We start from the raw sequence: 13,969 nt of genomic DNA, 5'->3' as shown, positions 1-13,969 counted from the left end.
TAACCATTAACTAATTCCCCCAAAAAAAATGATTGCACAACCATTGGTTTGGGTTATCGATGATGACGATATTTCAAAATATGTCCTAAAACGTAACCTACAGGAAATAGGCATAAAAAAAACTATTGAATTTCCAGACTCAGTTGAACCTTTAGAGGTCTTGTCCAAACATAGACATTCTGAAGAAGTAATCCCGGATATTATTTTTCTAGACCTAAATATGCCGATCTTAAATGGATTTCAATTTTTAGATGAGTTGAATTTTTTCCAAGAAGAATTGGCAAAGAAGATACATATTTTTATGTTGACCTCTTCTTTGAACAATAAGGATATGCTTCACGCCAAAACCTATTCCATGATTTCAGAATACTTTGTAAAACCTTTAAAATATGATTACTTGGTGAGAGCGATCGCAAAAGTAGCGGAACATCTTAAAGAGGTCTAGTCGTTCATTTTTGCTTGGTTCCAATAAACATCCATTTCCTGTAAGGTCATGTCCTTTAATGATTTTCCCAATTTGGCCGCTTGCGCCTCCAAGAATTGAAATCGCTTTGTGAATTTTTTATTGGTCCGTTCAAGAGCATTTTCAGGATTCACTCCTAAAAATCTAGCGTAATTGATCATTGAAAATAGCACATCACCAAATTCTGATTCTATTTTCTCCTCATTACCAGCGGAGACTTCGGTCCGTAATTCACCTAACTCTTCCTGTACTTTGCTAAATACCTGTTCTGGCTTTTCCCAATCAAATCCTACACCGGCCACTTTATCTTGTATTCTATTGGCCTTTACAAGTGCAGGTAAACTTCTTGGAACTCCTTCCAGTACACTTTTTTTACCTTCCTTTAGCTTTATTTGCTCCCAATTTTGCTTCACTTCATCTGCGTTGGCAACCTTGACATCTCCATAAATATGAGGATGCCTATGAATTAATTTTTCGCATATGGCATTAGCTACATCGGCAATATCAAAATCACCGGTTTCAGAACCAATTTTAGCATAGAAAAAGATATGTAACAACACATCACCAAGTTCCATCTTTACTTCATTAAGATCTTCGTCAAGAATAGCATCACCTAGCTCATAGGTTTCCTCTATTGTGAGGTGCCTTAAGGATTGCATGGTCTGTTTTTTGTCCCATGGACACTCTGCCCTGAGCTCGTCCATAATGGTCAATAACCTGTCCAATGCCTGTAATTGATCTTTCCTACTGTTCATACCGTGGATTTTTGCAAAAATACGTATACCAATGGTTACCCGCTATAATCCTATGCAGATTTCGTACATTTAGAATGTAGGAGAACAACATTGTAACTTATTATTTAGTTCAATGCATTGTAGCTCCATAGCTAATTAACAATCATTAAAATAAAACAATGACCACTCGTAGAAAATTCATAAGACAAACGGGCTTATTTGGGGCCGCAACATTTCTTATGCCACAGATCAGTTGTGCTTCTAGTATATCCACTGGTTATGGTGTACAACTTTATTCATTTAGGGATAGCATGCTCTCAAATCCAAAAAAGACTTTGGAGACCATTGCCAAATTAGGTTTTAAGGAAATTGAAAGTGCTGGATCTAGCAAAGGATATTATTATGGGTTGTCCCCCAAGGAGATGGCGCAAACCTGTAATGATTTAGGCATGAAATTAACAAGCGGACATATAAGATTAGATGCTGATTTTGAACGCACTATGGAAGATGCGGTGGCTTCTGGTCAACAATATTTAATTTGTTCCTCCATGCCTTCAGATGGGCAAACTGTGGATAATTATAAAAAAGTGGCGGAACAATTCAATAAGGCGGGAGAAGCCTGTAAGAAAGTAGGTTTAAAATTCGGTTACCATAACCATGAATATGAATTTGAATCGCACAACAATGTTGTCCTTTACGATGTTTTAATGGACCATACGCAAGCGGACCTGGTTTATATGGAGCTTGACTTGGGATGGGTCGTGGTGGCCGGTAGAAATCCGATCAACTATTTTAAAAAATATCCGGGAAGATTTCCATTATGGCATCTAAAGGACATGGATATGGACAAAAAGGAAAGTACAGAATTTGGTAAAGGAATACTTGATATACCTTTAATGTTAACAAACAGGGAGCTTTCTGGAGTAGAGCATATTTATGTAGAACAGGAAGAGTATGCCACTACCCCGGAGAATAGTATGAAGCATAATATGAATTTTTTAAACACCATATAAATGGTACACTTTAAAATTACCCTAAAATCGATTTTTACCATATCAATGGCCGTAAACTTTTGTTCCTGTACATCGCAATCCACTGGTATTATTGCAGAAGGGGCAGAACTAAGCCAAATAGCCAATACCTTTAGTTTCACGGAAGGCCCTGCCGCCAATGAGGAGGGAGATGTTTTTTTTACAGATCAGCCAAACGATCAAATTTTAAAATGGAGTGCATCAAAAAACACTATTGAAGTTTTTAAAAAACCCTCTGGAAGGGCAAACGGTCTATATGTTGACCATAAAGGCAATCTATTGGCGGCTGCCGATGAACATAATGAGCTTTGGCAGATTGGCATGAATGATAATATTGATACCTTGATCACACAATTTGAAGGTAAGAAATTAAATGGCCCCAATGATTTATGGGTAGATCTAAAGGGTGGCATTTATTTTACCGATCCTTATTATCAAAGACCATATTGGGATCGCACTACTCCGGACATCAAGGAAAAACGAGTATACTATGTAGCTCCAAATAGAAAAGATATAACTATAGCCGCCGAAGGTTTTGTTCAACCAAATGGAATTATAGGCACAGCAGATGGCAAGACATTATATATAGCGGATATAGGTGCAAAAAAAACCTATTCATTTACAATAAATGATAATGGAGATCTTACCAACAAGACCTTATTTACCGAAATGGGTTCCGATGGAATGACCATAGACCATAAGGGCAATGTGTACCTAACAGGTGATGGCGTTACAGTATTCAACAAAGACGGTAAACAAATTGCACATATACCCGTAAATGAAGAATGGACAGCAAATGTAACTTTTGGGGGCAAAAATCAAGAGACACTTTTTATTACGGCCAAAGGCGCTGTTTATACGTTGCAGATGAACGTTCATGGAGTTAGATATCCAATGGACTGATTTAAAAATCCGTTTTAAGAAATTTTATTTGTAATTCTGCTTCTACCACTAAATATGGGCGATGTGATAATTTAATTTTTCTTAAATATTTGTCCAAGAAATAGATATTTCCGATAAAATTGACAATAATGCAACAAACAGTTTTAAATATTAGTTATTCCTTCTTTTTTTCTATCTTAATCCACTAAATATTTAAAGCATGAACATTTATATTTTTGAAATCATTGGTACAGCAATGTTAATTTTAATTGGTAACGGTATAGTTGCCAATTTGGTATTAAAAGGAACCAAAGGAGGGGATTCCGGTTGGGTGGGTATATCCCTTGCGTGGGGTATAGCTGTATTTATAGGTGTTTTTATATCTGCTGATATTAGTGGTGCACACCTAAATCCGGCAGTAAGCATAGGGCTTGCCACAGCCGGTAAATTTTCATGGAATTTAGTGCCGGGATATATTGTAGCGCAAATCATTGGTGCCATGATCGGTAACCTTTTGGTTTGGTTGACCTATAAAAAGCAGTATGAAGCTACAGAAGATGAAAATGCAATATTGGCCACCTTTTCTACGGCACCAGCGATCAGAAGTCCGTTCTGGAATCTGGTTACGGAAATTATAGGTGCATTTGCCTTGGTATTTGGGGTATTCTATATAGCAGGCGGTACCGTAGGTGATAATGCCGTATCGTTGGGTTCTTTGGACGCTTTGCCGGTAGCCCTTTTGGTAATGGGTATTGGCTTTGGACTTGGCGGTCCTACGGGATATGCCATTAATCCTGCACGTGATCTTGGCCCACGTCTTATGCATACACTACTTCCTATAAAACACAAGGGAAAAAGTGATTGGAGCTATGCTTGGGTTCCCGTTGTAGGGCCAATAATTGGTGGTATTTTAGCAGCCCTACTTTATATGTTGATCGAGACTATTTAAACTAACAGCTATGAAAACAATATCTATATTTACCTGTTTATTACTTTACATGAACAGTATTGCCCAAGAAATTATTGAACTTCCCTATTCCACGGACTCTCAAGTTACATGGCATACGGAAGAAAAAGAATTTTATTCAGAAATATGGCAAACCCAAGTGGTGACGAACGTATCCGTTCCCCGTTTAGAAATATATAAGGCCAATAACCCAAATGGTACGAGCGTCATAGTAGCCCCTGGCGGAGGACTTTACGGACTTAGTATAGAAAGTGAAGGCAGGGAAGTTGCAAAATGGTTAAATGATAGGGGTATTACGGCATTTGTCCTTAAGTATAGATTGGTACCCACAGGTGTAGATGGCATCAAGGAAATTAGCGATGAATCTGTCAGCAATCCTGCAAAAATTGGGGAGCGGGTAAAACCGGTCTTGCCCTTGTCCATTGCAGACGGGCTTGCGGCCGTAAATTATGTTAGGACCAACGCCAAAGAGCTTGGGCTAGACCCCAATAAAATTGGCTTTATGGGATTTTCCGCCGGTGGTGCGGTGACCATGGGCGTTACACAAAACTACACCATGGCAGATAGACCGGATTTTATAGTTCCCGTCTATCCTTGGATGACCGTGGTAGGAGATTTTGAAGTTCCAGAAGATGCGCCAGCCATGTTGGTAATCTGTGCATCGGACGACCCCTTACAATTGGCAAAGCCAAGTGCGGCATTGTATATGGAATGGCTGGAAAACAACAAAAACGCAGGATTGCACATGTATTCTAAAGGAGGACATGGTTTTGGAATGAAAAAACAGGATTTGGCCTCAGATGATTGGATTGCCCAATTTTATTCATGGGCACTTACAGAGGGGTTTACCACGGTAAGTGCAAATTAACAAAAAACAGATATAAGATTTATGTATAGAATACCCATTAAACTATTACCTCTTTTAACCTTTTGCATACTGTGCGGCACTTTTGGCTCACAAGCACAATTAGAAAACGGTTTTACGGATGAAGTAGCCCAGATCAATAAAAAATATGACTCTATTTGGGATTCACAAAGAGAGACTATTGTTTTTACAGGTAGTTCAAGTGTGCGTTTATGGAAAGGTCTGGAAGAACGTTTTGCCGACCATCAAATTCTGAATACAGGATTTGGGGGCTCCCAATCATCTGACCTACTCTATTTTTTGGACACTTTAGTATTAAAATATAGCCCTAAAAAGGTATTTATTTATGAAGGTGACAATGATCTATGGGCCAAAAAAAGACCAAATCAAGTTATTGATACGACCGAAGAAATCATCCGTCGAATAAAAGCGCACAATCCAGGTACTAAGATTATATTGATAGCTGCAAAGCCCAGCATTAGTAGATGGAAGATACGTGGGAAATATAAACGGTTAAACAGAAAGATGGAACGGTTATCCGGCAAGGACACCAATTTATTTTTTGTTGATGTGTGGAACCCTATGTTGGAAAATAAAAAACTAAGAACCGATATTTTTATCGAAGATGGGCTACATATGAATCAAAAAGGATATGACATATGGTATAATGCCATGATAAACTTAGTCGAGAACCAATAATTAGAAATAATGATCAAAACCATTAGCATAAGAAGTATTTGCTTTCTTGCAATTACTTTGGTATGTATTGCCTGTACTGAAAAAAAGAAAGCACATATACCAATGCCCACGACGGATTTATCCGTCAACAGTTTAATTCCTAAGCCATTAAAGACAATACCAACAAACTCCGCCTTTGCCCTTGACCAATTTACGGCAATCTACACGTCAAAAAATGCTACAGGATTTGAAGAGGTAGGAAAGTTCTTGTCCCAAAAATTGAACGACCATACCAAGTTGACCATTCCTGTTAATACCGAAGGCAACAATACGGTTGAAAGAATTATTTATATTAATCAATCTGATAGTTTGGAACTGGCTGCGCCAGAAGCCTACCAATTATACATCAATCAAGATTCCATTATCATCAATGCCAACAATTCTGAAGGTGCCTTTAGGGGAATACAGACCCTGCGCCAATTAATACCAATACAAAGCAATGACACCTTGGCACCACAACAGATTTGGCCAGTACCATCCGGTAAAATTTATGATAATCCCAACTTTGCATATAGAGGATCAATGCTTGATGTAGCTAGACATTTTTTTAGTGTAGAAGATGTTAAAAAATACATTGACATATTGGCCTATTACAAGATCAATGTACTTCATTTACATTTGAGCGATGACCAAGGATGGAGAATAGAAATTAAATCTTGGCCCAAACTTACGGAAATTGGTGGGCAAACCGAGGTTGGTGGTGAATCTGGTGGATTTTACACCCAAGAAGAATATAAAGAGATCGTTGCGTATGCGGCAGAGCGTTATATGACTATTGTACCTGAGATCGATATGCCTGGCCACACCAATGCGGCTTCTGTAGCCTATCCCTTCTTAAACGGAAACGGGAAGACCCCAAAACTATATGAAGGTACCCGAGTAGGTTTTAGCACATTTGATACTAGAAAGGATACCGTGTATACCTTTATAGATGATGTGGTTAGGGAAATTACCGCAATTACGCCCGGACCCTATTTTCATGTAGGTGGAGATGAAAGCCACGTTACCAAAAAGAACGATTACATTTATTTCATCAATAAAGTAGAGAAAATTGTTCAAAAGCATGGAAAGAGAATGATTGGTTGGGACGAAGTTGCCATAGCCAATGTAGATGAAACTTCCATTTCACAATGGTGGGCCAGTGAAGAAAATGCTAAAAAAGCGGTAGAAAAAGGGATGAAGGTAATAGTATCGCCCGCCAAAAAAGCCTATTTGGATATGCAATATGATACCTTATCCAAATTTGGACTGCACTGGGCAGCATATATACCTGTGGATACGGCCTATACCTGGTCCCCTGAGGAATATGGAATTCCCAGGGAAAATATTCTAGGCGTGGAAGCCCCATTATGGTCAGAGACTATCAGTACAATAGATGAACTGGAATATTTAGCTTTTCCAAGGATAATAGGGTACTCTGAACTTAGCTGGAGCATACCCGATAACAGAAATTGGGAAGATTACAAAGTCCGTCTGGCAGAACAGGCACCATTTCTTGACCGTATGGACGTAAAGTATTACCGTTCGCCTCTCATTGATTGGAAAAAGAGCAATTATACTTACGAAACCATAATAAAAGATTAATAATTTAAAGCCTCGATTATAACGAGGCTTTTTTTGTTCTTTTGATTTTTTTAGCCTGAATATCCTTTAGTATAATATTCAATGCATTGAAATCTATAGGTTTTTCCATATAGTTCATTACATTATCATAAGTTGCTGCCATGATTCTATCTTCCGGTCTTCCAGAAGAGGTGGTAATGATTATGGGTACGTTGGGACAAAGGTTTTCACGTTCTTTCGCTTCCAAAAAGTCCCACCCGTCCAATACAGGCATATTCACATCAAGTAGTATGATATCCGGGCACATATTAGACCGTAAAAAATCCAAGCCTTCCTGTCCGTTAAGGGCCACGCTAATATTTTTGAACCCAAATTTTTCCAATGTGGATTTAGAAATGAAATTGGTGATTTCATCGTCTTCGATTATTAATATTTTTATCATTTTTATATAAATTCTAATTTATAATTGTATTCTAAATTCCGTTCCTTTATTCTTTTTACTGCTAACCTCTATCTTACCGCCATTTTCACTAACGATGGAATTCATAATATAAAGTCCAATTCCCAACCCCTCAACATGCGTATGCATTCTTTTAAATAATAGAAATATTTTGTTTGACAAGTTTTGGTCAAAGCCCAGGCCGTTGTCCTTAAAGGTTAAAATGGTTTTTTCGTTTACTTTTTTAGTTGAAATACGAATACTTAATTTTCTATTGTGATGGCGGTACTTTAAAGCATTGGACATTAAATTTTGTAGTATACTCTCTAATTGTACCGGATTATATTCTATGCTAGGGCAGCTTGAAAAGTCTTCCTTTATAATAGTTCTTCCTTCAATAATTTCTTGAGAATGGCTTAACTTGATTTTACCGATCACATCGGCAAAAACCATTTCTTCTGTATACTCGCTAAAGTTCGATTTTATACTGATGACCTGGTTCAACGCCCTAATCTTGTCGCACATAACTTTTGTAACGACCTGCATTTTCTCAACTACAGGATAAATTTCAGTCGAACCCGGATCGGCCGTCAAGACCATTTCCAGCAAGCTTTTTAAATTGGTAAGCGGAGCTCTAAGATCATGGGCGGCAACATAGGAAAAGTCCTTTAATTCCTGATTTTTACGTTGTAAATTTTGATTGACCTCTTCCAAGGAAGTTTGGGTACTTTTTAATTTGGCAATGGTTTCCACTAAACTGGTGACATCTAAAGTAGACACCCCTAAATATTCACCTATTTTAAAGGCCCTTACCATAAACTTAAATTCAACGTTGGCACCTTTGAACAATAGTTCGTCAAAACCAATTGGCACGCCGGTCTCTATAACCTTTTTGTAAGCATCATAGCGTTTGGTACCTTCTAGATAAGGAAAGATATCCAATAGATTTTTACCAATAAAATTTTCTTTGTTAATTCCCAAGGTTTTGACACCTGCATGGTTTACGCCCACAAAATTCATATCACCATCCAAAATCACAAAAGGTGAATGGGCGTTTTCAAAAAAAGCGCTTTTTATATCGTTATTAATTTCATCTATACTATTGTTGACCATTTTACACATACTACATTGAACATTAATTTATAATGCTAAGGTCAAGAGTATTACGTTGAATCTTTTGTGTTTTAGGTTATTTGCAATAAAACTATCGGGGAATTGCCGTTAACTGTCGTTGAAACAGTTTTATCGATAAACAAAAAGGCCTCGATTTATTAAAATCGAGGCCTTTTAAATTCTATTAGTGTATTGTTATTCTTCTTCAGAACCTGCTTCCTTATCTTTCTCTTCGCTTGTAAAGTCCGTTATATTGTTATCAACCAGTATATTGTACCACTGTATAATTTTTTTGATATCACTTACATATACACGATCCTCATCATAATTAGGCAGCACCTCAAAAAAGTATTCCTCTAATTTTATTTTTTCATCTTTATGACCTACTGCAGTCTTACCCCCATTTTCTTTGGTCTGTATCTTTTGAAAAACCTCTCTTAAAGGTACTTCTTCCTCAAGGGTGTAGATAGCTATTTCAGAAAGTACGCTTACACTGCTACGAAGGCTTACCGTAACCCTCTTACCATCTAATAATGATTCCGCTACAAATCCTGTCCTGGTTTGTGTTATCAATTTATATAAACCTGGTTTTCCAGCAACGGACAATATTTTCTCTAAACCCATAGTATATTTTAAATTTAAGTCGACAAAGATTATACTTTTCTATTAATTATAAAGAGAATTAACGTCCTTTTTTTAAAGCTGGAAATTTCATTCTATAATCTACTGTAATCTTCCCCTTGGATATATTTGTCAACCTACCCTTTAACATTCTTTTCTTCAATGCAGATAATTTATCCGTAAAAAGAATACCTTCTATATGATCATACTCATGTTGTATAACCCTGGCCAAAAGACCATCAAAGGTTTTTGCATGCTGCTTGAAGTTTTCATCTAAATAGGTTACCTGTATGGTACCTTTTCTATTTACATCCTCCCTAACATCTGGTATACTAAGGCAACCTTCGTTAAACGCCCATTCATCACCTGTTTCTTCGGTTATCTTGGCATTGATGAACACTTGTTTAAAATCCTTTAATTGTAGTTGCTCATCATTTGTAAGGTCCTCATCATCTGAAAAAGGTGTGGTATCAACAAGGAATAAACGAATGGGAAGTCCAATTTGTGGTGCTGCAAGTCCTACTCCGCTAGCATTGTACATTGTTTCCCACATATTGGAAATCAACTCGTTTAATTTTGGATATTCCTTATCAATATCCGTAGCAACTTTTCTCAATACGGGATCACCGTATGCAATAATGGGTAAAATCATATTTACGCTTTAAATCTTGTTCTAATTACAGTTTTATCATTTAACCAACGAATCATATCAAAATACAAAAAACTTAGTTTGAATCTTTTTTTGCCGTTGGGTGCACTCCCTTTTTTCTTCAAAGGGTCTTTTATAAATTTTATATGCCGACGGTTGCATAAACCATCTATACGTTCAAATGAAAAGGACAATTTGTTCTTAAACTCCATTTCGTGAAACTCCTCAATGTCATTAGAAGTAACGTTACGCCGATCACATATGGTGTAAAAATAATTATCCTTGGATACTTTTAACATTCGTTGCTTTCTTCTCTCCCATTTTTCACGCGCCTCATTTTCATTGTCATAATGTTGAAAATGTATTTCAACATCGCCAAGTAAGCCTATAGGGTGGTTGTTATAAGCGTCTGGATATTTAGAAATTTCAATAAACCTTAGTTGCTTATGTATATATTCATCAAAATTACGCAGCAATTTCATGTAACAAGGGCCGTATAGAAATAGTCCAACAAAAGGAGTATTATAAGGTTTTCCCAACCATTGATATGCTTGTCCTCCCCAGCAATTTCTAGAAATCAATACAAAATCCGTGTTCCTTAATCTATCCCGATCATTTTTTTGATAAAAGGAAGAGAATATTTTGCGGAATTTTCGCTTTATGAATATTTCCAATCGTTGCAACATCATATTCCACTTTTTCCTAAATACGATTGTAAAATTATGGTTGCGCTGATTTCATCTATCAATGCCTTGTTTTTCCGATGCTTCTTCTTTAGTCCGCCGTCAATCATAGTCTGGAAGGCCATTTTAGAGGTAAACCGCTCATCATGACGTTCTATTTCTATGGTAGGAAAAACTGTTTTCAGCTTTTCTACAAAAGGTTGAATGTACATTTCAGATTCTGATGCGGAATTATCCATTTGTTTAGGCTCCCCTACTACGATCAATGAAACGTGTTCCTTCTTAAAATAATCGGTCAAAAAAGAAAAAATGTTGGAAGTCTCTACAGTAGTAAGACCAAATGCAATCATCCGCATTTCATCCGTTACCGCCAAGCCAATTCGCTTAGTTCCATAATCAATTGCAAGAATCCTTCCCAAACTTAATTTTTGGCAAAAATAAAGGATAATTTGTTATATGTGCTTTTGCGAATGGTGAATTCATCTTCTTCAACTTATATTTGATAAAATTTTTGAAGAAAATGACAGAACTGAGAGCACATATTGAAAAAGCTTGGGATAACAGAGACCTATTAAAAGAGGCCGCTACCCAAGAACAAATTAGAAAAGTAATTAATTTATTGGATGTAGGCGAGCTTAGGTGTGCCGAACCAACAACCGATGGATGGCAGATTAACGAATGGGTCAAGAAGGCAGTGGTCATGTATTTTCCAATACAAAAAATGGAGACTTTGGAAGCCGGTATTTTTGAATACCATGATAAAATGCCATTGAAAAGAGGCTATGCCGAAAAAGGTATCCGTGTGGTGCCCAATGCCGTAGCAAGACATGGATCATATATTTCCGCAGGTACTATTTTAATGCCAAGTTATGTCAATATTGGTGCCTATGTAGATGAGGGTACTATGGTAGATACTTGGGCCACCGTTGGTAGTTGTGCACAAATAGGCAAAAACGTTCATTTAAGTGGTGGTGTTGGTATTGGTGGGGTTCTTGAACCATTACAGGCTGCTCCGGTAATCATTGAGGACAATGCCTTTATAGGTTCAAGGTGCATTGTCGTTGAAGGCGTACGTGTAGAAAAAGAGGCCGTATTGGGCGCAAATGTAGTATTGACCGCTTCTACAAAGATTATTGATGTAACCGGTGAAACACCCGTGGAAAGAAAAGGGTTGGTACCTGCACGATCTGTAGTTATTCCTGGAAGCTATACCAAAAAATTTCCGGCAGGAGAGTTTAATGTTCCCTGCGCGTTGATCATTGGGAAAAGAAAGGAAAGTACCAACAAAAAAACTTCACTTAATGAAGCGTTGAGAGAATATGATGTTGCTGTTTAAATAATCAACAACTATATATCACCTCTCCAATTACCTGATTACCAACGGATAATTGGAGAGGTTTGTTTTTACGCCATTTTGTTTTAAAATAAACGCAACCATTTAAAAAAATTGCCTCTATATTATATGTAGGAACAAGCAAATGCTATATAGGGAATTTGTAAGAATTTTAGTCGTTTACACAATTTTTTAATTCCTTTTTTGTTATAACTTTGTTCACTCCGGTTTGAGTAAACCTACCAATTTGGAAATTTATGGTTACCGCAAAAGAAAAACTTACAGCATTGATCATCACCTATAATGAAATGGGATACATTGAAAAATGTATAGAATCCGTTTCATTTGCAGATGAAATCATTGTTGTGGATTCTTTTAGTACGGATGGCACATATGAATTTTTAAAAAACCATCCAAAAGTAAAGGTAATACAGAACCCGTTTGAAAATTTCACAGCACAAAAATCATTTACTTTAAAACAGGCAACCAATGATTGGGTACTGTTTTTAGATGCAGATGAAATAGTGACCAGTGCATTGCAGCAGGAAATATTGACCACTATTTCCAGTAAAACGGAAATTTCCGCTTTTTGGTTCTACAGACAGTTCATGTTCAAAAATGAAAAGTTGAACTATAGCGGTTGGCAGACCGATAAGAATTTTCGTCTTTTTAGAAAAAGCAAGGTAAAATTTTCCGACTGCAAAATAGTCCATGAAACATTGGATGTGAATGGCACATCTGGTATTCTCAAGGAAAAATTAGTGCACTATTGCTATAAAAATTACGAGGATTACAAAGGCAAAATGCTTAAATATGGTCGCTTAAAGGCCATTGAGTCTTTCTACAAGGAAAAGCAATACAATTATGTAAAAATGGTATTGAAGACCGGATGGAAATTCTTTAACCACTACATTTTGCGCTTAGGAGTCCTAGATGGCAAAAAAGGGTTTATCATTTGCTATCTTAATGCTTTGGGCGTACTTGAACGTTACAAGGAACTAAAGCGATTGGAACAAAAGAATGAATTGGCCTATTACTTGGTAATGCCGTAGAACGTCCACACCCGTTTCTCTTTCTTGGTAGTATTCCGTATTCCTACGTTTTTTGCGATAGACTCTGGGGTTTTATATCCTCTTTTATGGTCTAGGTGCACACAAACTGCACTATAACGAAGTTGTTTGGATTTAATACCAAAATTAAAGAGACGTTCCCCCAACTCCCTATCTTGACCACCGTATTGCATACGCTCATCAAAGCCATTGACGTTTACAATATCCTTTTTCCACCCAGAAGAATTATGTCCGTTCCAACTGGCATTGGTAGGCGTTATCCAGTTTAATATTTTGGAAATAAACCCCTGAGCGGTCAGTTTATTGTTTTTAAAGGTTTGGGGTATACCTTTTTCCTTGAGCCAATGTATATTGAAACAACGTTGCTTTTCAATATCCTCTAGAGTGATTAGTTTTGAAATATTCATGGGAAGCATGTAATATCCCCCAGATATAAAATATCCTGGTTCCTTGTTGATATAATGAACCTGCACAAAATCTTCCCTAGGGATACAATCCCCATCGGTCATGATAATGTAATCCGCGGTACACGCCGTAACCGCTTTGTTTAAAATTCTTGATTTTTGGAAACCATCATCTTCTTGCCAAACATGAACAATAGGGTAATGCACCTTTTTGGACATTTCCGCGATGAGATTTTTTGTAGCCGGCCCGGAACCATCATCGGCAATAACGACCTCAAAATTTTTAAAGATCTGTTGTTCAAAGCCCCATAATACCTTTTTCAACCACTCTTCGGCATTATAGGTACTAACAATGATACTAATTTTAGGAATCTCCATGCTACTTGTAAATTACGGCAAAAATATAAAAGTCTT

The 13,969-nt window shown here is 37.1% G+C and carries 17 protein-coding genes; 9 read left to right on the top strand and 8 right to left on the bottom strand.

Features of this window, described 5'->3' with window-relative positions:
- The first annotated feature begins 28 nt into the window (after positions 1–28).
- Positions 29–445, top strand: coding sequence for a response regulator (locus Q2T41_RS15485; protein ID WP_304436817.1), 417 nt, complete (start codon positions 29–31; stop codon positions 443–445).
- On the opposite strand, the gene mazG is transcribed toward Q2T41_RS15485, so the two are convergent.
- Entirely contained in the window at positions 442–1,218 is a 777-nt protein-coding gene (mazG, locus tag Q2T41_RS15480; RefSeq protein ID WP_304436816.1) for a nucleoside triphosphate pyrophosphohydrolase, read from the bottom strand. The two genes, Q2T41_RS15485 and mazG, sit on opposite strands and share 4 nt — an antisense overlap.
- A 158-nt stretch (positions 1,219–1,376) precedes the next feature.
- On the opposite strand from mazG, the gene Q2T41_RS15475 reads away from it, so the two are divergent.
- From Q2T41_RS15475 to Q2T41_RS15450, 6 genes are all read left to right on the top strand, one after another.
- Positions 1,377–2,210, top strand: coding sequence for a sugar phosphate isomerase/epimerase family protein (locus tag Q2T41_RS15475; protein ID WP_304436815.1), 834 nt, complete (start codon positions 1,377–1,379; stop codon positions 2,208–2,210).
- Positions 2,211–3,131, top strand: a complete 921-nt coding sequence (locus tag Q2T41_RS15470; protein WP_304436814.1) for an SMP-30/gluconolactonase/LRE family protein — start codon at positions 2,211–2,213, stop codon at positions 3,129–3,131.
- Between the two features lie 199 nt (positions 3,132–3,330).
- Positions 3,331–4,059 carry an MIP/aquaporin family protein gene (locus Q2T41_RS15465; protein ID WP_304436813.1) on the top strand — a complete coding sequence of 243 codons (729 nt, stop codon included), beginning with the start codon at positions 3,331–3,333 and terminating at the stop codon, positions 4,057–4,059.
- 10 nt (positions 4,060–4,069) lie between these two features.
- Positions 4,070–4,945: an alpha/beta hydrolase gene (locus Q2T41_RS15460; RefSeq protein ID WP_304436812.1), complete on the top strand. Its 876-nt coding sequence runs from the start codon at positions 4,070–4,072 to the stop codon at positions 4,943–4,945.
- Positions 4,946–4,966: 21 nt separating this feature from the next.
- Positions 4,967–5,641: an SGNH/GDSL hydrolase family protein gene (locus Q2T41_RS15455; protein ID WP_304436811.1), complete on the top strand. Its 675-nt coding sequence runs from the start codon at positions 4,967–4,969 to the stop codon at positions 5,639–5,641.
- Between the two features lie 9 nt (positions 5,642–5,650).
- Positions 5,651–7,264, top strand: a complete 1,614-nt coding sequence (locus tag Q2T41_RS15450) for a beta-N-acetylhexosaminidase (RefSeq protein WP_304436810.1) — start codon at positions 5,651–5,653, stop codon at positions 7,262–7,264.
- A 16-nt stretch (positions 7,265–7,280) separates the two neighbouring features.
- On the opposite strand, the gene Q2T41_RS15445 is transcribed toward Q2T41_RS15450, so the two are convergent.
- From Q2T41_RS15445 to ruvX, 6 genes are all read right to left on the bottom strand, one after another.
- Positions 7,281–7,685, bottom strand: a complete 405-nt coding sequence (locus tag Q2T41_RS15445) for a response regulator (protein WP_304436809.1) — start codon at positions 7,683–7,685, stop codon at positions 7,281–7,283.
- 18 nt (positions 7,686–7,703) lie between these two features.
- Entirely contained in the window at positions 7,704–8,795 is a 1,092-nt protein-coding gene (locus Q2T41_RS15440; RefSeq protein ID WP_304436808.1) for an ATP-binding protein, read from the bottom strand.
- A 195-nt stretch (positions 8,796–8,990) separates the two neighbouring features.
- Positions 8,991–9,419: a DUF5606 family protein gene (locus tag Q2T41_RS15435; protein ID WP_304436807.1), complete on the bottom strand. Its 429-nt coding sequence runs from the start codon at positions 9,417–9,419 to the stop codon at positions 8,991–8,993.
- 58 nt (positions 9,420–9,477) lie between these two features.
- Positions 9,478–10,068, bottom strand: coding sequence for a peptide deformylase (def, locus tag Q2T41_RS15430; protein ID WP_304436806.1), 591 nt, complete (start codon positions 10,066–10,068; stop codon positions 9,478–9,480).
- 2 nt (positions 10,069–10,070) lie between these two features.
- Positions 10,071–10,754, bottom strand: coding sequence for a DUF1919 domain-containing protein (locus Q2T41_RS15425; protein WP_304436805.1), 684 nt, complete (start codon positions 10,752–10,754; stop codon positions 10,071–10,073).
- Positions 10,751–11,167, bottom strand: a complete 417-nt coding sequence (ruvX, locus tag Q2T41_RS15420; protein ID WP_304436804.1) for a Holliday junction resolvase RuvX — start codon at positions 11,165–11,167, stop codon at positions 10,751–10,753. The genes Q2T41_RS15425 and ruvX overlap by 4 nt, the downstream gene beginning before the upstream one ends.
- 101 nt (positions 11,168–11,268) lie before the next feature.
- Here ruvX and Q2T41_RS15415 point away from each other — a divergent pair, with 101 nt between their 5' ends.
- Together Q2T41_RS15415 and Q2T41_RS15410 are read left to right on the top strand one after the other, a co-directional pair.
- Positions 11,269–12,084 (top strand): 2,3,4,5-tetrahydropyridine-2,6-dicarboxylate N-succinyltransferase, encoded by an 816-nt coding sequence (locus Q2T41_RS15415; RefSeq protein WP_304436803.1) that lies wholly within the window; start codon positions 11,269–11,271, stop codon positions 12,082–12,084.
- 254 nt (positions 12,085–12,338) lie between these two features.
- Positions 12,339–13,133 carry a glycosyltransferase family 2 protein gene (locus Q2T41_RS15410; protein WP_304436802.1) on the top strand — a complete coding sequence of 265 codons (795 nt, stop codon included), beginning with the start codon at positions 12,339–12,341 and terminating at the stop codon, positions 13,131–13,133.
- On the opposite strand, the gene Q2T41_RS15405 is transcribed toward Q2T41_RS15410, so the two are convergent.
- On the bottom strand, positions 13,115–13,933 hold the full coding sequence (locus Q2T41_RS15405) for a glycosyltransferase family 2 protein (RefSeq protein WP_089262168.1): 819 nt from the start codon (positions 13,931–13,933) through the stop codon (positions 13,115–13,117). The genes Q2T41_RS15410 and Q2T41_RS15405 overlap by 19 nt on opposite strands.
- Between the last annotated feature and the right edge of the window lie 36 nt (positions 13,934–13,969).

Origin of the sequence: Maribacter confluentis (assembly GCF_030505015.1) — a bacterium.
In the GTDB taxonomy this organism is placed as follows: domain Bacteria; phylum Bacteroidota; class Bacteroidia; order Flavobacteriales; family Flavobacteriaceae; genus Maribacter; species Maribacter sedimenticola.
This window is presented reverse-complemented; position numbering and strand designations above follow the sequence as displayed.